The following is a 25,603-nucleotide window of genomic DNA, read 5'->3' as shown; positions in this document are numbered from 1 at the left end:
CGATTATGATGAAAAACGGAATCCTGACCTTCCTCTTCGCCTTTTGCCCGGGCGCAGGCCAGATGTATCAGGGCTACATGAAGCGCGGCCTTTCGCTCATTACGATGTTCTGCGTGGCCTTTGGTGCGAGCACTCTGCTGGAAGTTTTGTATGTAGCCATGCCCATTGTGTGGATGTACAGCTTCTTTGACACCTTCAATCTCCGGGCGCAGATCGGCGCAGGCACCGCCCCGCAGGACGATTATCTGGTGCACATCAACTGGCACGACCAGCGCATGGAACAGTTCATGCTGGACAGCCACAAGCTGCTGGGCTGGGGCCTGATCGCGCTGGGCGCGCTGGTGGCCTACCAGAACATCCTTATGAACACGCTGGGGGATATCGTGTGGCGCTGGGGCCAGAGCAGCCCTTTCTTCCGCGCACTTTACCTGATGATGGATCAGCTGCCGGAGATCGTTGTGTGCGTGGCCCTGATCATCTGCGGTGCATGGCTGGTGCGCGGCCCCAAGGGCAGAAAGCAGAAGCCGCAGAACGATGCCGAAGATGAAGATTTTACCGAGTATGCTGCACAGGATGCGCAGGCAGAGCCGGAAGCAAGGGGCTTTGCCATGCCCAAGCTCTCGGCTCTGCTGGGCAAGCCCGTGACCCCGGACGATGAGACGGAGGATGCCGACGATGGACGAGACGAGAAATGATGCGCCGCTGACCGGTGAAGCACCGCAGCCTGCAAAACCGCAGCCGCTGCGCCGGGTGGGCAGCTTTACGCTGGGCGTATGCCTGATCGCAGCGGGCATATTCTTTCTGCTTGCCTATTTTGTGCCGGGCGTTGACTGGAAGCTGATGCTCAAGATCGCCCCAGCGGCAGGGCTGATCCTGCTGGGCGGCGAGGTGCTGTTCTTTGCCGCCCGCCCGGGCCGCTGGAAATACGATTTCTGGTCGGTGCTGATCTGCCTTGTGCTCATGGGCGGGTGCTTCTGTCTGTCGCTGCTGCCGGTCGTGTGGGATGAACTCGGCCCGGAGCGGAATCAGGCAAGCATGAAGCTGGGGCAGGAATATACGACAGAAGCCTATGACAAGATTAAACAAACAGCCCCGGATATCCGTGTGAAGAATATCAGCGGAAACGCCTACCTGTACAGCAGTGAGGCGAAAACGCTGCGGGATGTGAATGCCGGAAACGGCTATCTGAGCCTGACTGTGGAGCTGTTTGGCGGCTATGACAGCGTACAGGCCTTTGCGCAGGACTGCCGCAGCGTGACCGATGCCGTGCAGCAATGCAGCGCACAGCCGAATGAGCTGCGCATTACATGGTCGCCGGACAACGACCCGGAAGAGAGCCTTGGCACGGGAACACTGCAGCAGGTGGAGCAGTACACGCTGGAGCTGGTGGGCATTGCGCAGCTGGACTGGACGGCTGACCAGATGGCAAAGCAGACCGAGGTGCAGTACCTGCTGGACGAAGAAAACGAAGAACAGGACGATGCCAAAGATGCTTCCGAGGAAAGCGCAGAGTTGAGTGAGTGAAACAAAAAATGCTTCCGTGCGGCGCACGGAAGCATTTTTTATACGTTTATACGGTCGATCTTACAGCTTTTTGCCGGTGAGCAGCTCGTAAGCCTCCAGATACTTGGCAATGGTCTTGTCGATCACGTCCTGCGGCAGATCGTAGTTGCTGTCGGGGTTGGCCTTGAGCCAGTCTCGCACGAACTGCTTATCAAAAGAGGGCTGGCTGTGGCCCGGCTCATAGCCCTCCAGCGGCCAGAAGCGGGAGGAATCCGGGGTGAGCATTTCGTCGCCCAGCACCACGTTGCCGTTCTCATCCAGACCAAACTCAAACTTGGTGTCGGCAATGATGATGCCGCGGGAGAGCGCATATTCAGCACACTTCTTGTACAGGGCAATGGTGTAGTCGCGCAGCTTGGTGGCGTACTCCTCGCCGTGGCCGGGGAACTGCTTTTCCAGCACCTCGATGCTCTTTTCGTAGGAGATGTTCTCGTCGTGGTCGCCGATCTCGGCCTTGGTGGAGGGAGTGTAGATAGGCTCGGGCAGCTTGTCGGATTCCTTCAGGCCCTCGGGCAGCTGGATGCCGCACACCTTGCCGGTCTTCTGGTAGCTGGCCCAGCCGCTGCCGGTGATGTAGCCACGCACGATGCACTCAATGGGCAGCATGGTCAGCTTGCGGCACATCATGCTGTTGCCGTCAAACTGCGGCTGCTGGAAAAATTCAGGCATATCCTTCACGTCTACGCTCAGCATGTGGTTGGGCAGCAGATCGCGGGTGTAATCGAACCAGAACTTGCTCATCTGGGTCAGAACAGTGCCCTTTTTGGTGACCTTGTTTTTTAGGATGACATCAAATGCGGAAATACGGTCGGTAGCAACCATGATGAGGCTGTCACCGTTATCATAGATCTCACGAACCTTGCCTTCTTTAATGGGCTTGAACTCAGTCATAATCAAACACTCCATTTTCCAATGCCGAAAAAGCGGCGGTGTATCTTACCTGATTATTGTACCATGTCTGCGGACAGTTTGAAAGAAACAGAATGAAAGGAAAATCAGGCCGTTTTTGCATTTTTCTCGTGAAAAATGTACGAAAAATAGAATCAAAATTCGGCGATTTGACGATAAAAGTCGTACTTTCACAACAATGAAGCACCTTTTTGTAAAATGTAGGCATGGACATTCCGGCGATTGTGCGGTATCTTATAATCAACAAATTAAAATAGGGAGGGTTTCCTTATGGGCAGTTTTCCAAAAGATTTTCTGTGGGGCGGTGCCACCGCTGCCAACCAGTGCGAGGGCGCATGGCAGGCAGGCGGCAAGGGCCTTGCCACCGTGGATGTGACCCCGTTTGGCCCGGACCGCTTCCCGGTGGCGCTGGGTCGGCTGGAAATGCTGGAGTGCGACGACAAGCACTATTATCCCAGCCATGAAGCCATTGACCTGTATCACCATTATAAAGAGGACATCGCCCTCTTTGCCGAGATGGGTTTCAAGTGCTTCCGGCTGTCCATCGCATGGACCCGCATCCTGCCGAACGGCGACGATGCCCAGCCCAATGAAGAAGGCTTGAAGTTCTATGAGGATGTGTTTGATGAGTGCCACAAATACGGCATTGAACCGCTTGTGACCATCTGCCACTTCGATACCCCCATTGCCCTCATAAAAAAGTATGGCGGCTGGAAAGACCGCCGCATGGTGGATGCCTATGTGCACTACTGTGAAGTGCTGTTTGACCGCTACAAGGGGAAGGTGAAATACTGGCTCACCTTCAACGAGATCAACATGCTGCTGCATCTGCCCTTTACCGGCGCGGGGCTGGTGTTCTATCCGGGCGAGAATGTGCAGCAGGTGGAGTATCAGGCGGCACATCATGAGCTGGTGGCCAGCGCAAAGGCGGTCAAGCTGGCCCATGAAAAGATGCCCGGTGCCATGGTGGGCTGTATGCTGGCGGCAGGCCAGTATTACCCGCGCACCTGTGCACCGGAGGATATCCGTGCCGCGCAGGAAGCGGACCGCGACAACTACTTCTTTACCGATGTGCAGGCCCGGGGAGCCTACCCGGTGTGGGCAAAAAAGCGGATGGAGAAGGCCGGCATCACCCTACACACCGAGCCGGGCGATGAGCAGGTTCTGAAAGAAGGCACCGTGGATTTTGTCTCCTTCAGCTACTATTCCAGCCGCTGCATCACCACGGATCAGGAGATCCTGGCAGAAGAAAAGGCCGACGGCAATGCGGTGCTGGATGCCGTGAAGAACCCGTACCTCAAGGCCAGCGAGTGGGGCTGGGCCATCGACCCGGTGGGCCTGCGCGTGACCCTGAACACCATCTACGACCGGTACGAAAAGCCCATGTTCATTGTGGAGAACGGCCTTGGCGCGGTGGATACCGTGGAAGCGGACGGCTCCATCCACGACAGCTACCGCATCGATTATCTGCGCGCCCACATCGAGCAGATGGAAAAGGCCGTCAACGAGGACGGCCTGCCGCTGATGGGCTACACCACATGGGGCCCTATCGACCTTGTGAGCGCATCCACCGGTGAGATGAAAAAGCGCTACGGCTTTATCTATGTGGATAAGGACAACGACGGCAACGGCACACTGGCCCGCAGCCGCAAGGACAGCTTCTACTGGTACAAAAAGGTCATTGCTTCAAACGGCACCGACCTTGCCTGAAATTTGCGAAAAAATAAATTTGTGAGAAAGAATTGGAATTTATGACACCTGAGATCATTGCACACCGCGGCGCGTCCTATCTTGCGCCGGAAAATACCCTTTCTGCGTTCCGCAAGGCGATGGAGATCGGCGCGGACGGCGTGGAAATGGACGTACAGCAGACCAGCGATAAAAAGCTGGTGATCCACCACGATTTTGTCATTGACTGGCACACCGATATGCGTGGCCAGATCTACGACATGACCGAGGGCGAGCTGAAGGCGCTGGACTTTGGCAGCTGGAAGGATGTGAACTATCGGAACGAGAGGATCGCTACCCTGCAGGAGGCACTGGCTCTGTGCAGGGAAATGGAAGGTACCATCGTTCAGCTGGAAATGAAGGCCACCATCGATGACGACCCGGATTTTGTCCCCCGCGTGATCGAGGAGGTGCGTGCAGCAAACATTACCGACCGGCTGGTGGTGATCTCGTTCAACCACGACCTGCTGCGGCAGGCAAAGCAGCTGATGCCGGAGCTGAAGGTGGGCGTGCTGGTCTACGGTGCGTTGGAGACCATGGCGCTGCCCACTAGCACATGGGAAATGCTTGGCCTGCAGAACGGGCAGGAAGAGGATGATTTTCCACAACTGCCGCCGCTGTCGGTGGAAAATGTGGATGACGAAAACTGCAGCTGGGCCCTGCGCTGGATGGGCAATCAGATCAGTATGCTGCAGGCGAACTTTCCGGGCAAGAGTCTGGTAGAGGTAGCCCAGCGCCTGCTGGAACAGCGGGACCCGGTAAAGTATGTGCAGACGCTGGACTTCAAGCCGGACTGGGTGAGCTGCGAATATCACACCGCTTACCAGCAGCCCAGCATGGTGCAGAAGCTGCATGATCTGGGCATCAAGGCGGCATACTGGACGGTGGACGGGGAACAGGCCGTGAAAGACCTTTGGCCTCTGCAGCCGGATGCCATCGTCACAAACCGCCCGGACCGCGTGCGGGAATGGATCTCTGAACTGGAAATGACAGAATAAAAGGCAGAAGCTGCATCCCTTCGGTGCGGCCTGATCCCCCAAGTAACATCTGAAAAGCAAACAGCGGACAGCCTGCAGGCCGTCCGCTGTTGTGCTATGCAAAAGATGTTATAAAATATATCCGAGGCTCCGCAGCACGAACAGCCAGAAGGTCAGGCTGAATGCGCTGAACAGGGTGGTGGTAACGCACACGCTGCCGGTAAGCACACCTTCGTGGCCCATCTGCTTTGCCATAACGTAGCACGCCGGGGTGGTGATGCTGCCCAGCATCACCAGCAGGGCCACCAGCTTTTCGTCGGTAAAGCCAAAGCGCACAGCCAGCGGCAGGAACAGCGCAGGCAGCACCATCAGCTTGACCACAGTAGCCACAGCGGTAGGCTTGAGGTATCCCAGAGCTTTTTGGCCCTTGAAGCCTGCACCAATGGCAAGCAGGGCCAGAGGACTGGTCAGACCGGCCACATTGGAAAGGGCCTTATCCAGCATGGCAGGCATGGAAATGTGCAGCATGCTCCACGCAAAGCCCGCTGCAATGCCCAGAAGGATGGGGTTTGTCAGGATGCCTTTCACACTCTTTTTGAGCTTTTCAGCCATATTGCCGGTCTGAGCCTGCGCAATGGGCGCTTCCAGCATCAAAATGACCACTGCCATGATGTTATACAGCGGCACACTGCCAAGGATCATCAGGCTGGACATGCTGGCATCGCCGTAGATGCTCTGCAGAAAAGCCGAGCCGAGGATGGCAGCCGACGAGCGGTAACACACCTGAACGAACTCGCCCACAAGGCCGGTGCCCTTTAAAAACAGCTTTGCCAGCGCCCAGATCACAAGGATGCACGCCAGTGTGACCGCAAAGCAGAACAGCACATACCGGCCATCGAAGGTGGCGCGGACATCGTTTTTGCCAAGGTCGCGGAACAGCTGCACCGGCAGTGCCACATAAAACACGAACTTGTTGGCCCCGGCCACGAACGCATCGCTCAGAAAACCGGTGCGGTGCAGCACATAACCCAGCAGCATGATAAAGAACAGCGGCATGGTGCTGTTCATGCTGAACAGAATATTTTCCAGCAAGGCTCACACCCCGCCATGACGGCGCTGTTCCGCTGAAAGCTCCTGCTGCAGAGCAGCTTTGCGGTGGTCCAGCAGCAGGTCTTTGTTGTACTTGAAGTAGCGTTCGCAGCCGTTCTCGGTGAGGAAGGCGTGGGACACCGGGTCCACCGTCAGCTCGGTGACGAACACCACCATCTCCTGGCTTTCGGCAAAGGCCTGCTCCATAAAGTCGAAAGCGGCTTCCAGCGCGGCGCTGGCGGCCTGCTGGGCCTTTTCGCGCGCGTCGGCCAGAGACTGGAACTGCCCGCGCAGCAGGTCGAAGGCTTCCTGTGTACCGGCGGCGTTGGCACGGCGCAGTTCGCCCTCCCAGCCGCGCAGCACGGCCAGCACTTGCAGGCGGGTGGTCAGAGCATCTTTGCTCAGCAGCCCGGCGGCACGCTTTTGCTGTGTTTCGGTGTCGTGATCCATGATCTGCTGGTGGAACATTTCTGCCGAGCCGTCCGGGATATCCTCCGGAACGGTGGCAAGGGCTTTTTTGGTCTCCCGCAGAAAGGCATAGCAGCTGTCGGCTACTGCATCTGCCTGACGGGAGGCCGTGAACCGGGTGCCGAGGCCTGCAAGGATCAGGCTGACCAGCGAAAGCCGCTCGTCGAAGGGGGCCTGCAGCAGCCGTGCGAACACGGCGGGCTTCGTCTGCCCGGCCAAGATCTCCTCTACGCCGTAGTCGTCGCGGTACTTATAGTAAAGGTCGAGGTAGGCGGAGAAGTCCTCTGCGATCTTCGGGTGCTGGATGTACTCGCGGATCAGGTCTTCATCGGCCTGCAGACCCAGTGTTTCGTAGGTGTCCAGCAGATTGGAAAGATCCTCCCAGCCGCGGGCGGTCACGAACTGGGTGCCGTCCACATCGGCGTTGATCTGGTAGAAGTTCTGCGGGTGCAGCTCCAGATAGCTCAAAATGGCGCTGTGGATGTGGGCAGCGCGGGCATAGTCCTTCCACACGGGCAGGTCCGGCTCAATGTCCATGCGGCGCACACGGTCCAGCGTAACGATATCAAAGTCGCGCACAGATTTGTTGTACTCCGGTGGGTTGCCTGCCGCCACGATCACCCAGCCCGCAGGCACGGCCTGATTGCCAAAGGTCTTGCATTGCAAAAATTGCAGCATGGTGGGGGCCAGCGTTTCCGACACACAGTTGATCTCGTCGATGAACAGAATGCCCTCGGAGAGGCCGGTGGCCTCCATCTTGGCGTAGATGCTGGCAACGATCTCGCTCATGGTGTATTCAGTCACCGAGACATCCTTTCCGCCATAACTGCGCTGGCGGATGAAGGGCAGGCCCACGGCACTCTGGCGGGTGTGGTGGGTGATGGTGTAGGCCACCAGTGCCACGCCGCACTCCCGGGCTACCTGCTCCATCACCTGCGTCTTGCCAATGCCCGGAGGCCCCATGAGCAGAATGGGACGCTGCCGGATGGTCGGGATGGCGTATTCGCCCAGAGCATCCTTGGCAAGGTAGGCTTTTACGGTGTGTTCAATTTCTTCTTTGGCTCGTTTGATATTCATAACAAATTCCCTCACGAATTGTTCAGGTCACGGTACAGGTCGTCCTCTTCGGCCAGCGCATCTGCAAGAGCATTAGCCGGGCGGGCTGCTGCACCGGTAAATTCTTCTTCATCCAGAACCACCTTCATGGCCCACGGCGGTACATTGGCATCGTCGAACCGCTCCCCCAGAAACAGAAAAGCGGTGTCGTAGGCCGGGCGCTTGGCGGGGTAGGTGCCCATGCCGTCGGTGAAGTACAAAAGGCCCCGCAGGTTCGAGAACTTCTTCTCGGCGCACAGCTGGTTTACGTATTCAAAGGCCGGGCGGAAGTCCGTTCCGCCGCCGCCCCGAAGCTCAAAGTGGTTCATGGCGTGGATCAGCTCGTCCTCATTGTGGATCAGGATATCCTGCCGGATGGCGTTATCGGCCTGGATCAGGTGCAGGTTCATCCGGTGGAAAAAGTTCTCCTGTCCTTTCAGCAGAGTGTAGGTCTCCGCAAGGAACGCCCGCACCAGTTCACCGGAGGTGGAGTAGCTGGTGTCGATGACAAGGGCCAGCTCCTCGATCTTTTTGCTCTCCCGGCTTTCCAGAGGCTCGATGAGGGGCAGGTTTCCGTACACCGAAAGGCCGTAGGTGTAGAAGTTCAGGTCGAACTCGTCCGGGTCCAGCTTTACTTCCTCCCGCAGCACGCAGAACCGGCGCAGAAAATCCCGGTAGCTGCGGCGGCTGCGGTTGGCGGCTTTTACCTGCTGCTTCAGGGCATCGGCACCGTCCCCGGCTTCCTTATCCCGCAGGTCCAGCTCTGTCTGCATCCGCTCCCCGATCTTCTGCCACGTTTTCTGGGGCAGCGGCGTGGGCATCTGCTGGGGCTGGTCAGGCGCATCCTTCGGCCACAGACGGTGGTCGTCGGTCACGAACTCCCGCTCCAGCTGGCGCAGCACACCGGGGGTCTGCCGGGTGAGCCACCGATACACCGGCGCGGCTGCCACCACGGTTTCCTCGGCGGTGATCTGCTGGTAGGCGTTCTGGCGCACATAGGTCAGCGGGCGCTTGACGCTGGTGCGGTTCAGGCTGTCGATAACGTTTTCCACTGCGATATCACAGGCAAGGCTCCACAGCTGCGGCTCCCGGCGGCCTTTCAGCCACAAATGTCGGAATACGCAGTGGAATATGGTGTGCAGATACAACCGGTTGAGATATTTTGGATTGTCCTGATAGAGCCGCAGCAGATGGCTGGGCTGATAAAACAGGACCTGACCGTCCGTAGCCAGCACCCGGCAGCGCTCGTCCGGGGCGGGGGACAGGGCACTGAGCGCCATATCCAGAAAGCGGAAGTCCAGATACAGCCCACTGCGCACCACCGCCAGCACCTCACCGCCCATGCGTGCCTGCCACTCCTCGTGGGTCTCCGGCCGCTGGGACTGAAACGGCTTGCGCGGGTCAAAAAATTTTTCTTTTGGCAACGTGTGGTCACCTCTCAAAAATCAAAATCGTACCGCTGCTTTTTGGGCTGAGGGGCATACTTTTTGTGCTCCGCATCCGCCAGCAGAGCGGCGGCAGCGGCGTTCCCGGCCTTGGCGGCAAGGGCTGAAGCTTCGGCAAAACCGGCTTTGTCCAGCACATCCAGCGCAATGAGTGCACGCACGGCATCGTTGTCCTGCGCCTTCAGCAGGCGGGCCAGCACCCGGTCGGTGTTGGCTGCCAGAAATGCCCGGTAGTGCCCGGCGGCGGCTTCGGTCAGCTGCCACGGATACCGCAGGCGATCAAAGCAGAGCATTGCCATCACATTGGCATCGTCGGCATCGTGGCCCTGCGGGAAGATGCTGTCATATTCTGCAGGCAGGAATATATTATTGAGAAAACACTGCCGGTAATGATATCCCTGCCCGGAAAAGGTGTGCAGCAGGATGTGGGCGGGGGTCTCCTCGATATCCTCCCAGTAGGCGGGATACCAGAGCGCCGCCAGCGGGGCTGCTGTACCGGCAGGGCAAAACTCAGCCCGCACCGCTTCGGTGATGTTGTTCACAAGGGCAAACAGGCCGGTAGGTTCTTCAGGGCCTGCCTGCACCCGGATGGTCTCCAGCGCGAAGCAGTTCAAAAACACATCGCTGCCCATGGTCAGGCTGCCCGTGCCCACGGTGAGCAGACGAAGCTTGCGGCAGTTGTAGAATGCGCAGCTGCCGACGACCTGTAAGCTGTCCGGCAGGGTCAGCTCTTCGAGAAAATTCCCACACACCGGGTGCAGGTCGTCTGCATCCGAACCGGCAGCGGGCGCGTCAAAGTCGAAGTCGTACCGGCGGCAGATGCCGCCTACCGCCTGCCCAAAGGCCCGAGTCAGCCGCGCCGTGCCGTCCGGGGCCGCCTCGTAGCGGCAGGTCTTGTCTGCCGCAGGCAGGCTGCGTGGCTTTTCGGAAAAGCAGTAGTCGCCCAGTTCGGTAACAGCAAAGCTGCCGCCCTCCGGTGCTGGCAGTGTGCCGGGCAGCGCGATACACGGCTCTGTGCCGTACACCCGCACCAGCCGGGCTGTGTCTGCCGAAAGGGGCAGGATATCCAATGTAAGGGCGTTTTCCGGATATGCCATGTTCTGACCTCGTTTTCCTGCAATTCATTCAAGGTTCAGTATACCGCGAACAGGGGGTGATTGTCCAGAGCGGAGAAGAGAAAAGGAGCCGCCGCACGGCGATGTGCCGGTGCGGCGGCTCTTTTGAGAAGGTAGAAAAACGCTTAGTTTTCGGCCAGATTGCCGGTGTACAGCTGGTAATACTTGCCCTTCTTGGCAATCAGCTCGTCGTGGCTGCCGCGCTCGATGATGCGGCCCTGCTCCAGCACCACGATGCAGTCTGCATTGCGGACGGTGGACAGGCGGTGCGCAATGACAAAGCTGGTGCGGCCGTACATCAGGCCGTCCATGCCGCGCTGCACCAGAGCTTCGGTGCGGGTATCGATGGAGGAGGTGGCCTCGTCCAGAATTAGCACCGGGGGATCGGCCACGGCCGCGCGGGCGATGGCCAGCAGCTGGCGCTGCCCCTGCGAGAGGTTGGCACCATCGCCGGTGAGCATGGTGTTGTAGCCCTCCGGCAGGCGCTTGATGAAGCCATCCGCGTTGGCAAGGCGGGCGGCGGCGATGCACTCTTCATCGGTGGCATTCAGCCGGCCGTAGCGGATGTTCTCCATCACCGTGCCGGTGAACAGATGGGTGTCCTGCAGCACGATGCCCAGAGAACGGCGCAGATCGGCCTTTTTGATCTTGTGGATGTTGATGCCGTCGTAGCGGATCTTGCCGTCCTGAATGTCGTAGAACCGGTTGATGAGGTTGGTGATGGTGGTCTTACCGGCACCGGTAGAACCGACAAAGGCGATCTTCTGGCCCGGACGGCCATACAGGTTGATATCGTGCAGGACGGTTTTTTCCGGCACATAGCCAAAGTCTACATCGGTAAAGGTGATGTTGCCTTCCAGCTTGTGGTAGGTGGTAGTGCCGTCGTGGTGCGGGTGCTTCCATGCCCAGATGCCGGTGCGCTCGTCCGTCTCCACCAGCTGGTCGTTGCGGTCGTACTTTGCGTTGACAAGGGTCACATAGCCTTCGTCGGTCTCGCTGGGTTCATCCATCATCTTGAAGATACGCTCGGCACCGGCCAGAGCCATGATGATGCTGTTGGCCTGCATGGACACCTGACTGATGGGCATGTTGAAGCTCTTATTCAACGAGAGAAACGCCACAACGGTGCCCAAGGTCATGCTGCCTACACCGCCTACAGCCATGGCTGCACCCACCAGAGCGCAGATGGCGTAGCTGATATTGCCCAGCTGAGCGTTGACGGGCATCATGATGTTGGCGAAGCTGTTGGCCTGCTTGGCGCTTTCCTTCAGCTGGTCGTTCAGCTCGCGGAAGCCGGCCAGAGCCTTCTGTTCGTGGGTGAACACCTTGACGACCTTCTGGCCCTCCATCATCTCTTCGATATAGCCGTTCACCTTGCCAAGGTCGCGCTGCTGCTGGATGAAGTATTTGCCGGACTGTTGGGTGATCTTTTTGGAGCAGAACATCATCAGCGCCACCATCAGCATGGTAACGATCGTCAGCTGCCAGCTGAGCATGCACATGCTGAAGAACACCGAAACAATGGTAATGGCGCTGGACACCAGCTGCGGGATGCTCTGGCTGAGCATCTGGCGCAGGGTATCCACGTCGTTGGTGTACACGGACATGATGTCGCCATGGGGATGCTGGTCAAAATACCTGATGGGCAGGCTCTCCATATGGGTGAACAGCTGGGTGCGCAGGTTGCGCAGGGTGCCCTGCGTCACATTGACCATGATGCGGGCGTTGAGCCATGCGGCCAGAATGCCGATAACGTAGATGATGCCTACCCGCAGCAGAGCTGCTGCCAGCGGGGCAAAATCGGGGTCCTGCTGCTGGGTCATGGGCACGATGTAATCGTCCATCAAAGTCTGCAGAAACAGGCTTGCCTGAACGTTTGCCAGCGCGCTGACCACGATGCAGACAAGCACAAGGATGCAATGGGGCAGATAGTGCTGGAACACTTCGCCCATGATGCGCCCCAGCAGCTTGCCCGGATTTTCCACTTTGGGCCGGGGGCCGCCCATGCGGGGGCCGGGGCCGCGAACTTCTTTTGCCTGAGCCATTACTGTTCACCTCCCTGTTTGTCAAAGTCGCCGCCGCCCTGGGTCTGGCTGTTGTAAACTTCCTGATAGATGGCGTTGGTCTTGAGCAGCTCTTCGTGGGTGCCCAGACCATCGATTTTACCGTTATCCAGCACAAGGATGCGGTCGGCATCCTGCACCGAGGAAATGCGCTGCGCAATGATGATCTTTGTGGTGCCGGGGATCTCCTCCCGGAATGCCTTGCGGATCTTGGCATCGGTAGCGGTATCCACGGCGCTGGTGGAGTCGTCCAAAATCAGAACCTTGGGCTTGCGCAGCAGGGCGCGGGCGATGGTCAGGCGCTGCTTCTGGCCGCCGGACACGTTGGAGCCGCCCTGCTCGATCCATGTATTGTATTTGTTCGGGAAGCGCTCGATGAACTCATCGGCGCAGGCAAGCTTTGCCACACGGATGCACTCTTCCTCGCTGGCGTTCTCGTCGCCCCAGCGCAGGTTATCGAGAATGGTGCCGCTGAACAGCACGTTCTTCTGCAGCACCATGGACACCTCGCGGCGCAGCACGTCGAGGTTGTAGTCGCGCACATCCACGCCGCCCACCTTCACGGTGCCGCTCTCGGCATCATACAGGCGGGGGATCAGCTGCACAAGGCTGGATTTTGCGCTGCCGGTGCCGCCGATGATACCTAAGGTCTCGCCGGGCTTGAGGCGGAAGGTGATATCATTCAGCACCGGCTGGCCGCTGCCGTGCTTATACTTGAAGGTGACATGCTCGAACTCGATGCCGCCGTCCTTCACCTGCTGCACCGGCTGCTTTGCGGGGGGCAGGTCGGTGGTCTCGTCCAGCACTTCCACAATACGCTTTGCGGAAGCGGCAGACATGGAGATCATGACAAAGGCCATGCTCAGCATCATCAGGGCCATGAGGATGTTCATGATGTAGCCGAACAGAGCGTTCAGCTGGCCGGTGGTGATGGCGCCATGCAGAACGTACTTGGCACCCAGCCAGCTCAGGGCGATGTTGCAGCCGTAAACGGCGGTGAGCATGGCAGGGTTATTGAAGCTCAGGCGGCTCTCAGCGTTCACAAACTGGTCGTACAGGCTCTGGCAGGCTTTGGTGTACTTCTCGTTTTCAAAGCCCTCGCGCACGAAGCTCTTCACTACGCGGATGGCGGAGACGTTTTCCTGCACGGAAGCGTTCAGGGCATCGTAGTTTTTGAACACCCGGTCAAAGATGTGGAAGGTGGGCACCATGATGCCTGCCAGCACCGCCACCAGAAAGACCACAGCCACCACGAAGATCAGCGACAGCGGGCCGCCGATCATCACGGCCATGAACAGGGCGAACACCAGATGCACCGGGGCGCGCACGCACATGCGCTCGATCATCTGGAATGCGTTCTGTACGTTGGTCACGTCGGTGGTCATACGGGTGACAAGGCCTGCGGTGGAGAACTTATCAATGTTGGAAAAAGAATAATGCTGGATGTTCTCATACATGGCATCGCGCAGATTTCCGGCAAAGCCGGTGGATGCCTCGGCGGCGTATTTGCCGGCCAGAACGCCCAGCGCCAGCGCGACCACAGCCACCAGAAAGGTGAGCAGGCCGTACTTGAGGATGGCGTTCATATCGCCCTTTTCAATGCCCTGATCGATGATAAAGGCCATGATGGTGGGCAAAAGCACATCCATTACGGCTTCCAGAGCGGCAAAGAGCGGTGTCAGGACTGCGGCGCGTTTATACTCGCCCAGATGTGACACTAACTTTTTGATCATCTGAGTTGCCTCCTGTTACTTTTTATTTGTTTGGTACAGAACAATTTTATACAAAACATTTTAATTGTCAAGACGTTTCAAAAAATGTTCATAATTACTAATTTAACAACCCAAAATTTAGCAAACTGCATTACTGCAGCGCTTCCCGCAGCTTGTTTAAAAGCCGCAGCAGCTCGGTATTTTCCTCCGCTGTCAGCAGTCCGGCCACATAGTCGTCGGTCTGGTGGAAGCAGAGCATCGTCTTTTCGTGGAAGCAGATGCCCTCTTCGGTGAGCACCAGCTGCTTGAGCCGGGCGTCCTGCGGAACACTGCGCCGCTCAATATAGCCCTTGCGCTCCATCAATTGCAGGATGTTGGTCACGGTGGAGCGGGTGATGGAGAACTCCCGCTCAATGTCCCGCTGGAACACGGGGGTGTCCCGGTGGCGGTAGAGATACCCAATGATCCACCCGTGCATGGGGGTGGCCTGCTCCACGTCATTTTCGCGGGCAAACTGGTTGATCTTGCGGAAGATCAGGTTGTCCACCCGGCGGATCTGCGCCGGGATGACCTGTGGGCCTTCCCAAGGGGGATCGGCGTGATTGCAGCACTCGTTTTTGGTTTCGTCACACATCATGGTTTTGTCCTTCATGGTTGTTTTGGCATTGAACAGTTTCAAATAAAACTGTTTGATAGCATACATATTATACAGCAGTCAAAGTGAATGTCAAGGGGAAGGGAACGATTTTAAATGCCCTCCGCTTTGCTCTGGGCATAAGATAATGAAATATTATTTTTTATATTGCAAACCAGCCAAGCCTGCGGGCTTGGCTGGTTTGCTTTTTCACGGAAGGGGCCGTAGTTGCAAGCGGCATATTTTCCGGTTACGCGGTCATTTCCGAAGGAAATAAGCGCAACAGATGGAGTTTACCTTTTGGGCCATTACTGTGAAAATGCAACAGCAGACAGCCCGCAGGCTGTCTGCTGTTGCCCTATTATAAAAATATTTTTCCGCTAAATATGCCCAGAGCGAATGTGGAGGGCATTCTGAATTATTATTCCAGATTGTGTTTTTTACAGAACTGTTTGCTCACCCAGTACATCCCGCCCCACAGCAGAACGGCCAGCACCAGATACACCGGGTTCTTCATGGAACTGACCAGCGACTGCCCAAACACTGCCATCATGGCGATCATCACGCCCTTGCCCAGCAGCATGGTAATGAGATAGCGCTTTTCGTCAAAGTCCGAGATGCCAAAGGCCAGATGCATAAAGGAGCTTGGCGCGAAGGGCAGCAGCGTGAGCATGAACAGCGACGAAGTGTCAAAGCGGTTCACCCACTGCTGAGCCTTTTCCAGCTTGGGCGAGCGGGAGGCAAACTTCCAGAAGAAGCACTTGACCACCCGCCGCCACAGCAGGAACATGATGCTGCCGCCCAGCGCCACACCGGCCCAGCTGTACAGAAAACCCAGAATGCCGCCGTGAGCCGCTACATTCAGCGCCACAATGGCAATGAGCGGCAGCGGCGGAAAAAACGACTCCACCATGGCCAGCGTGATGGGGGCAATGGGGCCAAGGTTGCCAAAACTGTCCAGCAGAGTTTCCCAGAACTCCAGCGTTCCCAGCTGGCGCAGCCAAAAGTTCATTGTGCACATCCATCCCTTCCGCCTGCGCTTTCCCATCCGCAGGTTCCTCTATCCGTAGTATATCCATATTGTATGACACAAGCATGAACACAAAGCGACATTTTTTTTGCCCTGTGCACAGCCTCCTTGGGATACTACGAAGCTGCCGGTGCTGTTTTACTCCGCAGCCTGCTTTTCTGCGCGGGCCTTCATGCGTTCCAATTGGGCGGTGCGCTGCTTTTCCCACCGGGCAAGAGAAGCATCGTCCGGGATCTGCAGGCAGCGGGCATAGCTCCAGTGCAGGCCGTCGCGGCGGGCCAGCTTGTAGCGCTGGAACACACCCTTGCCTGCGGCATTGCTGCTGCCGGCGCAGTGGGGGCACTGGCTCAGGGTGTACCAGCTGTTGCTGCCCTTTTTCAACCATACATCATCGGGCTTGAGCGGTGCGCCGCACTCCGGGCAGCTCATGGTGTAAATTTTGGGGTCGGTGCGCCAGGTGTACTGCTCTACATAGCCGCGGAATACCTCAAAATCCCGGTAGTCGCCGGGGGTGGGGCACAGGCTGGCCCGCAGGGATTCCTCCTCAGTGGGGTAGGCCGCAAGACCGGCCCGCAGGTCGAGCATCCGGCAGACATCGGCGGTGTACAGCGTGTCGGAAAGGGCATCGTGGAACTGCCGCTCCATGGGCAGCCCTAAGCGGGTGACGACGCTTTCCAGCGTCATGCCCTCGCCCTCTTTGCGGGGATGCTCCCGCAGGAACACCTGCTGCAGGTCGTACCAGACGGTGGGCTTTGATTCGTCGATGTTGCACAGGTACAGGTTCTGCTTGAGCACCGGTACGTCATCCATGCCCCACTCGGCAAATTCGGCATCCGGGCCGCACCACTGCATAAAGCGGCGCAGGCCCTGCACGATGGGCTCACCCTTGTCCAGATCGGCCTGCGTCAGGCCGGTGACCTTGGCAATGTGATGCTGCAGCTTGCGGAAGATGCGGGGCCGCAGATGGATGGAAAAGGTATCCAGCACGTTGGCATCCTCGTCGATCTTCACGGCACCGATCTCCACGATCTCGCCCCGGAAGGTCTGCTGCACGCCATGGTAATTAAAGGTATACGGCTGGTAGCCGATATTCCATTCCAGATCAAATAAAACCAGATTGCGCGGCATTGTTTTGTGTTCCTCTCGTTACTTTAAAATAAACTTCTCCACAGCCTCGGCCACACCGTCGTGGTCGTTGTCGGCGGCAGTCACATAGTCGGCCACGGCCTTTACCGGCTCTTCGGCATTCTGCATGGCCACGCCCACACCGGCGTACTCGATCATGGAGCGGTCATTCAGGCCGTCGCCGCAGGCCATCAGGTTTTCGCGGCCAAGGCCCATGTGCTCCAAAAGGGCGGCAAGGCTGCCGTCCTTGGCAACGCCCAGCGGCACGGCTTCAATAAAGAACGGGCTGGAGGGGTACAGGTCGATGCGGCCGTCAAACTGCTTTTTGCCGGCGGCCCACACCTCGTCCCGGCGGGCGGGGTCCAGCGTGATGAGCATTTTGCAGATGGGGTAATCCACATACTTTGCCAGATCGTCCACGCCGGTCATGGGCAGTTTGCAGGTAAAGCACTCGCGCAGTGCCCACTTGTCGTCCGGGTGCTCGGTGACAACGCCCTCTTTATTATAGGTGATAATGGTCACGTTCTGTGCGGCGGCAAAGGCGCACAGCTCGGGTACGTACTGGGCATCCAGCTGTTTCTGGTACAAAGTCTCGCCGGTGCGGCAGTCGATGATCTTGCCGCCGTTGTAGGAAAGGATGCAGCCGCCCTTTTTATCCAGCCCCAGTTCCTTTGCCAGCGGCAGCACGCCCGCGGTGGGACGGCCGGATGCCAGCACGATGGTGACACCCTTTGCAATTGCAGCATCCAGTGCGGCGCGGGTGCGGGGTGTAACTTCCTTCTGGCTGTTGGTCAGGGTGCCATCCAGATCCAGTGCCAGAACTTTGATCTCTGCCATATAAAATCCTCTCAATTTATATAAAGGTAAAAAAGCACTTACTCTCTTATTGTACAATGAAATGCCATCATCTTTCAACCCTTGCAGAGACGTTTGTGGAAAAAGTGGTGGCACTTGAGCAGGATTTTACATCCCTTTCCGGCTTTTTACGTTGGCGCGGATGCCGCAGCCGACGAGGAGAACTGCCTGCTGGGCCTGTTCCAGAAACCCAAGTACATCTTCCTGTTCATCGGCGACGGCATGGGCACTGCCCAGATCCAGTCTGCCCGCTTCTACAAGGGCACCGTGGACAACAACGGCGCTGTGACCGAGGCCGACTTCCACATTTTCCCGGATAAAGTAAAACCTCCCCGCTCTGGAACCGCAGCGACTGCGGCCGGGCAGGGAGGTTTTGCGTTGATTATGCTGTTTGCCTTTGCGGCTCCGCGGGTGAAAAAACAAATCGGGAAAGTCCGCAGACTTTCCCGATTTGTAATTTAGAAAATGATTCCGCTGAATATGGCCAGAGCAAAGCGGAGGCCATTCAAAATTTAATTGTTGATCTCCGGGAAGCCCTCCAGCTTGCTGGTGCAGTGGGGGCAGCGCACTGCCTTGATAGAGATCTCGCTCTGGCAGTAGGGGCACACCTTGGTGGTGGGCTCTGCGGGAGCTTCCGGCTCAGCAGGCTTCTTGTGCAGGGCGTTGATGGTCTTGATGACCACGAACAGCACAAAGGCCACGATCAGGAAGTTAATGATGGCATTGATGAAGGAACCAATGCCGATCATCACATCGCCCACATGGATGCCCACTTCCGAGAAATCTGCGTTGAAGAACAGGCCGATGGCAGGGTTGATGATGTCGTTCACCAGTGAGTTGACGATGGCCGTGAACGCACCGCCGATCACAACACCGACTGCCATATCCAGCACGTTGCCGCGCATGGCGAAGGCCTTGAATTCTTCAAAAAACTTTTTGATGCCCTTGATCTCTTTTTCTGCCATAAGAAAATCCACTCCTTTACTCCCTTTATGCCGCAAGGGAACGTATTTGCGTCTATGATAGCGGATTTTTGGCGTGATTGCAAGGGAAAATGACAGCCTCAGTCCTCTTTTGGAAAAAAATAAAACGGGAAAGTCCTGCAGACTTTCCCGTTTTGCAAGGATGAAACAGTTTTTACTTTTCCGGTGCAGTAAAAGCGATGGGGGTAGCACCTGCAGCGGCATCCACACTCAGCAGGGAGATGGGAGCGACCTCGTAGTGCAGGGTCTCAAAGCTCTGGGTCTGGCCGTCCTCGGTGGTGAACTCCAGAATGTAGGTCACGTCGGACTGCTTGTCAGCCTCCACATCGCGGGTGATGACGATGTTCTCGCCGTCAGCCAGACCGTTCTCGCCGGCCAGATTGTCGCCCTTCTCGTCGCTGCCTGCATCGTACAGGTACAGCTCGGTGACGGTAGAACCGGTGGTGTTGTACACAGTGTACTCAGCGGTGGTGGGCTCAGCAGCTTCGCTGGAAGCAGCCTCAGAGCTTGCAGCCTCGGAAGAAGCGGCAGCAGAAGAAGCCACAGAAGAGGAAGCGGCGGTGGAGGATGCAGAAGAACCGCAGGCAGTCATGCCAACAGCCAGTGCTGCAGCGGCAGCAACGATCGCAATGTTCTTGAGTTTCATGTGAAATATACTCCTTTGAATTTACTTCGTATTCAGATCAACCAACAGGGTGTGATGGATGATGAAGACGATTATACGGGAATTTCGACAAAAAATCAAGACGCCTATGTGCATTTTGAACGATGAAACAGGAACTGTTACCAATTTGACATGAAATTGGAACATTTTAACACGAACTAACATGAAGCAAAGTTTTGTAGGAAAGGCTGCTTGCCGCTTTCGTAAAAAGACAGCCCCATGCAGACTTTGGCCTGCACAGAGCTGTCTGGTCGGAAGATCAAGGAAGGCGCAGCGCCCAAATGGTTTTACTTGGGCTGGCGGCCGATGTAAGCCAGAATGCCGCCGTCGGCGTACAGGATCTGGCCGTTCACAAAATCGGAGGCGTGGCTTGCAAGGAACACGCAGGGGCCCACCATGTCGTCCGGCTCACCCCAGCGGCCTGCGGGGGTCTTGGCAGTGATGAACTGGTCGAAGGGGTGGCGGCTGCCGTCCGGCTGCACCTCCCGCAGAGGTGCGGTCTGGGCGGTGGCGATGTAGCCGGGGCCCATGCCGTTACACTGGATGTTGTACTCGCCGTACTCGGAGGCGATATTCTTGGTGAGCATCTTCAGTGCACCCTTGGCGGCAGCGTAGGAGGAGACGGTCTCGCGGCCCAGCTCGCTCATCATGGAGCAGATGTTGATGATCTTGCCCTCGCGTTTTTCCATCATGTCCGGCAGAACGGCCTTGGAGCAGTTGAAGGCACCGCCTACATGCACATCGATGACCCGCATGAAGTCGGCGTGGCTCATCTCGGTCATGGGCACGCGCTTCATCAGACCGGCATTGTTTACCAGAATGTCCACAGGGCCGACCTCGGCCTTGATCTTTGCAACCATGGCGTTCACAGCGTCCTCATCGGACACGTCGGCCACATAGCCGTGTGCGTCGATGCCGGCTGCCTTGTATGCTGCAAGGCCCTTTTCAAGGCTTGCTTCGGAAGAGCAGTTGAAGCAGATGGCGGCACCGCACTTGGCCATGCCTTCGGCGATGGAAAAACCGATGCCGTGGGCACCGCCGGTGATCAGAGCCACTTTGCCCTGCAGGTTGAAAGCGGAAAGATCCATGATGTTCTCCTTCTCAAGTTAAATTTTTAGCAAAAAGCCCCGTACCGGTGAACCCGGTACGGGGCTTGTGTATGGTGCTTTTTAGCGCAGGTCAGTGGTAGCGATGTTGTCCATGTCGTCAAACTCCATGTTCTCGCCGCCCATTGCCCAGATAAACGTATAGTTCGAGGTGCCTACGCCGCTGTGAATGCTCCAAGAAGGGCTGATGACAGCATCCTCGTTGTGCATCACGATGTGGCGGGTCTGGGTAGGCTCGCCGCACATGTGGAACACCACCTGCCCCTCGGGCAGTTCAAAGTAGGTATAAATTTCCATGCGCCGCTCGTGGGTGTGGCTGGGCATCGTGTTCCAGTTGGAACCGGATTCCAGTTCGGTCATACCCATGCTGAGCTGGCAGGTCTTCAGCACATCCGGGTGGATGAACTGATTGATGGTGCGCTTATTGCAGGTCTCGACGCTGCCCAGAGGACGATGGTTTGCATCAGCCATCTTGATCAGGCGGGTCTCGTAAGAGCAATGTGCGGGAGCGGATACCATGTAGAACTTGGCGGGATGCTCCGGGTCGGCGGAAGCAAAGGTGACTTCCTTGGTGCCCTTGGTGATGTACAGGCAGTCCTTATAGCCCAGCTCGTACTTCACGCCGTCGGCCACCACGATACCGGTGGAATCCTTGCCGATGTTGAACATGCCGATCTCGCGGCGCTCCAGAAAGTAGTGGGTGCCGAAGTTTGCCCACACGTCGATGCCCTTGTCGATGGACACGGTCTCGTGCACCGGCATGCAGCCCAGCGTGACCATGCGGTCCACATGGCTGTACACAGCAACGACCTCATCGGCCTTGTACAGGCCGGTGATGAGCATTTCGTCCCGCATTTCCTCGGTGGTATAGCGCTTGAAATCCTTCTGGTTGCAGGAGTAGCGGATATCCATTCTGGACTCCTCCCTGCTCTTAGCGCTGAATACGGCCGGAACCGTCGCCGCCAGCCAGCTTCTCGACCTCGGACACGGTCATCATGTTGTAGTCGCCCTCGATGGAGTGCTTCAGAGCAGAAGCAGCAACAGCGAACTCAACAGCTTCCTGAGTGGTCTTGCCGGTCAGCAGGCTGTAGATCAGGCCGCCGCCGAAGGAGTCGCCGCCGCCAACGCGGTCGATGATGTGCAGGTCGTACTTCTTGGAGAAGCAGTACTCATTGGAAGCAACATCGTACAGCATAGCGCTCCAGCCGTTGTCGAAGGCGCTGTGGCTCTCACGCAGGGTGATAGCGACCTTCTCAAAGTGGAACTTGTCAGCCAGCTGCTTAGCCACGCTCTTGTAGCCCTCGGCATTCAGCTTGCCGCCGTAGATATCGGTAGCCTCGGCCTCGATGCCGAACACGTCCTTTGCGTCCTCCTCGTTGGAGATGCACACGTCAACATACTGGCACAGGTCAGTCATGGCAGCGCGGGCCTGCTCACGGGTCCACAGCTTGCCGCGGTAGTTCAGGTCGCAGCTGATCTTCACGCCGTGAGCCTTAGCAGCCTTGCAGGCCTCGCGGCAGATCTCGACGACATTCTCGCCCAGAGCCGGGGTGATGCCGGTGAAGTGGAACCAGTCCACGCCCTCGAAGATCTTATCCCAATCAAAGTCGGAGGGCTGAGCCAGCTGGATGGCGCTGTTGGCACGGTCGTAGATGCAGACGGAACCACGCTGAGAAGCACCCTTCTCGTTGTAGTAGATGCCAACGCGATCGCCGCCGCGGGTGATCATGCTGGTGTCAACGCCGTAACGGCGCAGGCTGTTGACAGCGGCCTGACCGATTGCGTGTGCGGGGAGCTTGGTGACGAAGGCTGCGTCCAGACCGTAGTTGGCCAGAGAAACAGCAACGTTTGCCTCGCCGCCGCCGAAGGTGAACTCCAGGCTGTTAGCCTGAACGAAACGCTCGTAGTTGAACGGCTGCAGACGGACCATCAGTTCGCCAAAAGTAACGACTTTCATTGGTTATTCTCCTTTTATTTACAGGTGTTTATGACCTTCTGCTGCGGGGCATCCCCGGCGCAGCAGGGCTTTCACGGATAAGGGGGCCGGAGCTCAGGCCTGAACCAGGTGGAATGCGAAGCCGCCGATCTCGTCTGCAAAGTAGCAGGCGATGGTCTTGCCGTTCTTCACGACCTTGCTGTCCAGATCGAACTTGGCACCGCGCTGAGACAGGTGATAGATGGCACGATCCACGTTGTTGCAGCCGATGGCGATGTGGCCATTGGTGCCGCGGCCGACCTTCTTCATGATCTCGAACTCCTTGTTGCCGACGAAGATGCTGGAGTTGCCGGGAGCGACCTTCATGTTCAGCAGGCTGCCGATGATGTTTGCCACCTTCATGGCCTCTTCCTCGTTCTCGGTGTTGATGCCAATGTGCATCAGCTTCAGGCCCAGCATGGTGTCAACCGCTTCCTTGCTCTGAGCAGTGATCTTTGCCCAGTCGCCGGCTTTAATCACGTCACTCTTGCACATCCAGGTGCCGCCCACAGCGAAGATCTGGTCATAGCCCAGATAGTCGTTGACGTTCTTTGCGTTGACACCGCCGGTGCACATCCAGCGTGCGCTCTTCAGGGCAGCGCCGATGTTCTTCAGCATGCCGACACCGCCGTTTGCCTCAGCGGGGAAGAACTTCAGGGCCTCGCAGCCCATGTTCATAGCCTGCTGCATCTCGCCTGCAGAGCAGGTGCCGGGCATCATGATGCCGCCCTTGTCGATAACGTGCTTGCAGACTTCGGGGTCGAAGCCGGGAGCAACGATGAAGGAAGCACCAGCTGCCATTGCACGGTCAGCCTGCTCGGTGGTCAGGACAGTGCCTGCGCCCAGCAGCATCTCGGGCATCTCCTCGTGGATCTTGCGGATGCAATCCTCAGCACATGCGGTGCGGAAGGTGACCTCAGCTGCGGGCAGACCGCCGTCAGCCAGAGCCTTGCACAGGGGCAGGGCTTCATCAACGCTGTTAAAAGCGATAACAGGGATAATGCCGATCTGATAGACCTTTTCTACGATGGGATTCATAACGCATTTCTCCTTTTAGTTTGAACTCTCTTGGTGCGCGTGGGCTGCCGTTTGGGCATGGTGCACCCACTGTGCGCTCATATTATTAGTATAAACGACGGAAATGAGTTTGGAAATGCTCAACAAGCACAATGTTTTGCATAAGAGCTTGTATACATTGCACAAAAATGACGAATGACCTGAAAATTGGGGCTGTTTTGACCCTGTTTGCTCAAATACCAAGCCTGCCGAACAGCTCTGCAACGCCGTCGTGGTCGCAGTCGGCTTCGCTCACAATGCTGCCAATGGCCTTGATCTGGGGCATTCCGTTGGCCATAACAGCGGCGATCCCTGCCTTTTCCAGCATGGCGCGGTCGTTCTCGCTGTCGCCCACGGCAAGGGTGTTCTCGTGGGGGATGCCCAGCAGGTCGGCCAGAGCCAGCAGGGCACTGCCCTTATCCACACCGGCAGCGGTCACTTCAATGTTATCCGGCGAACCCTGCACCACGGCCACGCCCGGGATAGCCTGAAACTTTGGCAGGGCAGCGGCGGTCTTTTCGGTGCTGTCGAAGAACATGCACAGTTTTTCGATCTCGTGCGCATGGCGGGACATCCAGCTCTCGATGCCGGGAATGACGGTAAAGCGGCCGTCGGTCAGGTTCTGCCGCGCCTCGGAGGAGAGAAAGTGGGCGGTGCGGGAGGTGAGCTTTGCAATGCCCTCCGGAGTCTTGATGGCAAGGCCGTCGCTGAATACGCTCAGCTCGCCATCGTACTGCTGGAACAGGTCAAAAGCTTCCCGTGCCACTTCTGCCGGCATCAGGCGGTGCAGCAGACAGGCGGGCTCACTGGTATGGCGCTGGGCGGCATTGGCATAGCGGCTGTGCACAGCACCCATGGGGTCATCGCCAAGGTCCCACACGGCGGCACCGTTGGAGGTGATGGCATACCGGATGCCGGGCAGCTTTGCCACAACAGGCGGCAGGCTGGCCAGAGGGCGGCCTGTGGCGGGCACCACCACCACGCCATGCTCTACAGCGCGGGCAATGGCTTGACGGGTGGCAAGGGTGACCTCGTTGTTCCGGTTCAGCAGGGTGCCGTCCAGATCCAGCGCGGCAAGGCGGACAGGGGGAAAGCTTTGCAACATAATGGCTCCTTTTATAATAGATACGCTCAAAAACAGAGCGCAGGTTTACAACACTCTTTTTATTTTATCGCACCGGAAAGGTTTGCGCAAGATGGCGTGATGTGGTATAATCATACGTCATCACATTGAAAATATAGGAGAAATACCATGAATCCCAAACAATTGTGGAGCCGGCGCCGCCCGCACCTGTGGTTCCAGCTGTACTGGGTGGTGTATCTGATCTGGTTCTTCTGGCTGGATCTGACCATCAAAGATCCCAAATATATCATCCACGCCCCACTTGATGATCTGATCCCCTTCAATGAGTGGTTCATCTTTCCGTATTGCAGCTGGTTTGTGCTGCTGGCTGGTGTGACGGCCCTGCTGTGGTGGTGCGACACCCAAAGCTACGATAAGCTCTGCCTGACCATGTTTTCCGGCATGACCTTCTGCCTGATCCTGTACATGCTGCTGCCCAACGGTCTGGATATCCGCCCCACAGTGGATGCGGTGGGCCGCAGCAACATTGCAATGAGCATCATGCAGCTGATCTGGAGGGCGGACGCCTCGGTCAATGTGTGCCCGTCCATCCATTGCCAAAGCACGGCCTGCATGGCAATGGCGTTCAGCCACAGCAAGCTGGCAAAGGAGCGCCCGGCCCTGAAAATTCTGGCCTGGGTGTGGGCTGCACTGATCTGTGCGTCCACCGTGTTCACCAAGCAGCACTCCATCATTGATGTGGTGTGCGGTCTGGCTGTGGCCTTTGTGTGGGCGCCGGTGGTGTACCGTTCCGCTAAAAAGTAAACGCAGCAAAAGCCCTTCACCCGGAGGGCTTTTGTGCTGCCATGGGGCCTGTCTTGACAAAACAGAGAAAAATGTTGGCGATTTTTAGTTGCGGCCACACTTGACAGCCGCCCTGTGGTTGGG

At 57.5% G+C, this 25,603-nt stretch carries 24 protein-coding genes; 6 read left to right on the top strand and 18 right to left on the bottom strand.

Annotated elements, in window-relative coordinates:
* Positions 1-5 precede the first annotated feature (5 nt).
* Entirely contained in the window at positions 6-695 is a 690-nt protein-coding gene (locus DW937_RS10435; protein ID WP_120020719.1) for a hypothetical protein, read from the top strand.
* Positions 676-1,524: a DUF1109 domain-containing protein gene (locus DW937_RS10430; RefSeq protein WP_120120867.1), complete on the top strand. Its 849-nt coding sequence runs from the start codon at positions 676-678 to the stop codon at positions 1,522-1,524. The genes DW937_RS10435 and DW937_RS10430 overlap by 20 nt, the downstream gene beginning before the upstream one ends.
* Positions 1,525-1,584: 60 nt before the next feature.
* Here DW937_RS10430 and DW937_RS10425 read toward each other — a convergent pair whose 3' ends face one another.
* Positions 1,585-2,454, bottom strand: a complete 870-nt coding sequence (locus tag DW937_RS10425) for a phosphoribosylaminoimidazolesuccinocarboxamide synthase (RefSeq protein ID WP_044953963.1) — start codon at positions 2,452-2,454, stop codon at positions 1,585-1,587.
* A 288-nt stretch (positions 2,455-2,742) separates the two neighbouring features.
* Between DW937_RS10425 and DW937_RS10420 the strand changes: the two genes are divergently transcribed.
* Together DW937_RS10420 and DW937_RS10415 are read left to right on the top strand one after the other, a co-directional pair.
* Complete coding sequence (locus DW937_RS10420; protein ID WP_120020722.1) at positions 2,743-4,182, top strand: 6-phospho-beta-glucosidase; 1,440 nt, start codon at positions 2,743-2,745, stop codon at positions 4,180-4,182.
* A gap of 41 nt (positions 4,183-4,223) precedes the next feature.
* Positions 4,224-5,198, top strand: coding sequence for a glycerophosphodiester phosphodiesterase family protein (locus DW937_RS10415; RefSeq protein ID WP_120120866.1), 975 nt, complete (start codon positions 4,224-4,226; stop codon positions 5,196-5,198).
* Between the two features lie 108 nt (positions 5,199-5,306).
* On the opposite strand, the gene DW937_RS10410 is transcribed toward DW937_RS10415, so the two are convergent.
* From DW937_RS10410 to DW937_RS10365, 10 genes are all read right to left on the bottom strand, one after another.
* Complete coding sequence (locus DW937_RS10410; protein ID WP_347561909.1) at positions 5,307-6,269, bottom strand: AEC family transporter; 963 nt, start codon at positions 6,267-6,269, stop codon at positions 5,307-5,309.
* A 3-nt stretch (positions 6,270-6,272) separates the two neighbouring features.
* Positions 6,273-7,811 carry an ATP-binding protein gene (locus DW937_RS10405; RefSeq protein WP_120120865.1) on the bottom strand — a complete coding sequence of 513 codons (1,539 nt, stop codon included), beginning with the start codon at positions 7,809-7,811 and terminating at the stop codon, positions 6,273-6,275.
* An 11-nt stretch (positions 7,812-7,822) separates the two neighbouring features.
* Positions 7,823-9,253 (bottom strand): VWA-like domain-containing protein, encoded by a 1,431-nt coding sequence (locus tag DW937_RS10400; RefSeq protein ID WP_347561908.1) that lies wholly within the window; start codon positions 9,251-9,253, stop codon positions 7,823-7,825.
* A 14-nt stretch (positions 9,254-9,267) separates the two neighbouring features.
* Complete coding sequence (locus tag DW937_RS10395; protein ID WP_120120863.1) at positions 9,268-10,371, bottom strand: leucine-rich repeat protein; 1,104 nt, start codon at positions 10,369-10,371, stop codon at positions 9,268-9,270.
* A gap of 143 nt (positions 10,372-10,514) precedes the next feature.
* Positions 10,515-12,434, bottom strand: a complete 1,920-nt coding sequence (locus DW937_RS10390; RefSeq protein ID WP_120120862.1) for an ABC transporter ATP-binding protein — start codon at positions 12,432-12,434, stop codon at positions 10,515-10,517.
* Entirely contained in the window at positions 12,434-14,185 is a 1,752-nt protein-coding gene (locus DW937_RS10385; RefSeq protein ID WP_120120861.1) for an ABC transporter ATP-binding protein, read from the bottom strand. The genes DW937_RS10390 and DW937_RS10385 overlap by 1 nt, the downstream gene beginning before the upstream one ends.
* 130 nt (positions 14,186-14,315) lie before the next feature.
* Positions 14,316-14,801, bottom strand: coding sequence for a MarR family transcriptional regulator (locus tag DW937_RS10380; RefSeq protein WP_243111468.1), 486 nt, complete (start codon positions 14,799-14,801; stop codon positions 14,316-14,318).
* A 418-nt stretch (positions 14,802-15,219) separates the two neighbouring features.
* Positions 15,220-15,810 (bottom strand): VTT domain-containing protein, encoded by a 591-nt coding sequence (locus DW937_RS10375; protein ID WP_242959224.1) that lies wholly within the window; start codon positions 15,808-15,810, stop codon positions 15,220-15,222.
* Positions 15,811-15,966: 156 nt separating this feature from the next.
* On the bottom strand, positions 15,967-16,956 hold the full coding sequence (locus DW937_RS10370) for a 3'-5' exonuclease (RefSeq protein WP_120020727.1): 990 nt from the start codon (positions 16,954-16,956) through the stop codon (positions 15,967-15,969).
* Positions 16,957-16,974: 18 nt separating this feature from the next.
* Positions 16,975-17,790 (bottom strand): Cof-type HAD-IIB family hydrolase, encoded by an 816-nt coding sequence (locus DW937_RS10365; protein WP_005944024.1) that lies wholly within the window; start codon positions 17,788-17,790, stop codon positions 16,975-16,977.
* A 114-nt stretch (positions 17,791-17,904) separates the two neighbouring features.
* Between DW937_RS10365 and DW937_RS15205 the strand changes: the two genes are divergently transcribed.
* Positions 17,905-18,270 (top strand): hypothetical protein, encoded by a 366-nt coding sequence (locus tag DW937_RS15205; protein WP_243111467.1) that lies wholly within the window; start codon positions 17,905-17,907, stop codon positions 18,268-18,270.
* Between the two features lie 50 nt (positions 18,271-18,320).
* On the opposite strand, the gene mscL is transcribed toward DW937_RS15205, so the two are convergent.
* The 7 genes from mscL to DW937_RS10325 form a co-directional block, all read right to left on the bottom strand.
* Entirely contained in the window at positions 18,321-18,773 is a 453-nt protein-coding gene (gene mscL / locus DW937_RS10355; protein ID WP_120120859.1) for a large conductance mechanosensitive channel protein MscL, read from the bottom strand.
* Between the two features lie 172 nt (positions 18,774-18,945).
* On the bottom strand, positions 18,946-19,437 hold the full coding sequence (locus DW937_RS10350; RefSeq protein ID WP_044953969.1) for a hypothetical protein: 492 nt from the start codon (positions 19,435-19,437) through the stop codon (positions 18,946-18,948).
* Positions 19,438-19,742: 305 nt separating this feature from the next.
* Positions 19,743-20,543 (bottom strand): gluconate 5-dehydrogenase, encoded by an 801-nt coding sequence (locus tag DW937_RS10345; protein ID WP_120120858.1) that lies wholly within the window; start codon positions 20,541-20,543, stop codon positions 19,743-19,745.
* Positions 20,544-20,624: 81 nt separating this feature from the next.
* Entirely contained in the window at positions 20,625-21,473 is an 849-nt protein-coding gene (kduI, locus tag DW937_RS10340) for a 5-dehydro-4-deoxy-D-glucuronate isomerase (RefSeq protein ID WP_005944042.1), read from the bottom strand.
* 19 nt (positions 21,474-21,492) lie between these two features.
* Positions 21,493-22,518, bottom strand: coding sequence for a sugar kinase (locus DW937_RS10335; protein WP_097777423.1), 1,026 nt, complete (start codon positions 22,516-22,518; stop codon positions 21,493-21,495).
* 93 nt (positions 22,519-22,611) lie between these two features.
* Positions 22,612-23,574 (bottom strand): bifunctional 4-hydroxy-2-oxoglutarate aldolase/2-dehydro-3-deoxy-phosphogluconate aldolase, encoded by a 963-nt coding sequence (gene eda, locus DW937_RS10330; RefSeq protein ID WP_120020731.1) that lies wholly within the window; start codon positions 23,572-23,574, stop codon positions 22,612-22,614.
* Positions 23,575-23,785: 211 nt separating this feature from the next.
* Positions 23,786-24,697 (bottom strand): HAD-IIB family hydrolase, encoded by a 912-nt coding sequence (locus DW937_RS10325; RefSeq protein ID WP_120120857.1) that lies wholly within the window; start codon positions 24,695-24,697, stop codon positions 23,786-23,788.
* Positions 24,698-24,844: 147 nt separating this feature from the next.
* Here DW937_RS10325 and DW937_RS10320 point away from each other — a divergent pair, with 147 nt between their 5' ends.
* Positions 24,845-25,480 (top strand): phosphatase PAP2 family protein, encoded by a 636-nt coding sequence (locus tag DW937_RS10320; protein ID WP_097777426.1) that lies wholly within the window; start codon positions 24,845-24,847, stop codon positions 25,478-25,480.
* Positions 25,481-25,603: the final 123 nt, after the last annotated feature.

It is taken from the genome of Faecalibacterium sp. AM43-5AT, from assembly GCF_003603345.1.
Taxonomy (GTDB): Bacteria; Bacillota; Clostridia; order Oscillospirales; family Ruminococcaceae; genus Faecalibacterium; species Faecalibacterium taiwanense.
The sequence above is the reverse complement of the archived record's forward strand: the minus strand, read 5'-3'. Positions and strand labels throughout refer to the sequence as shown.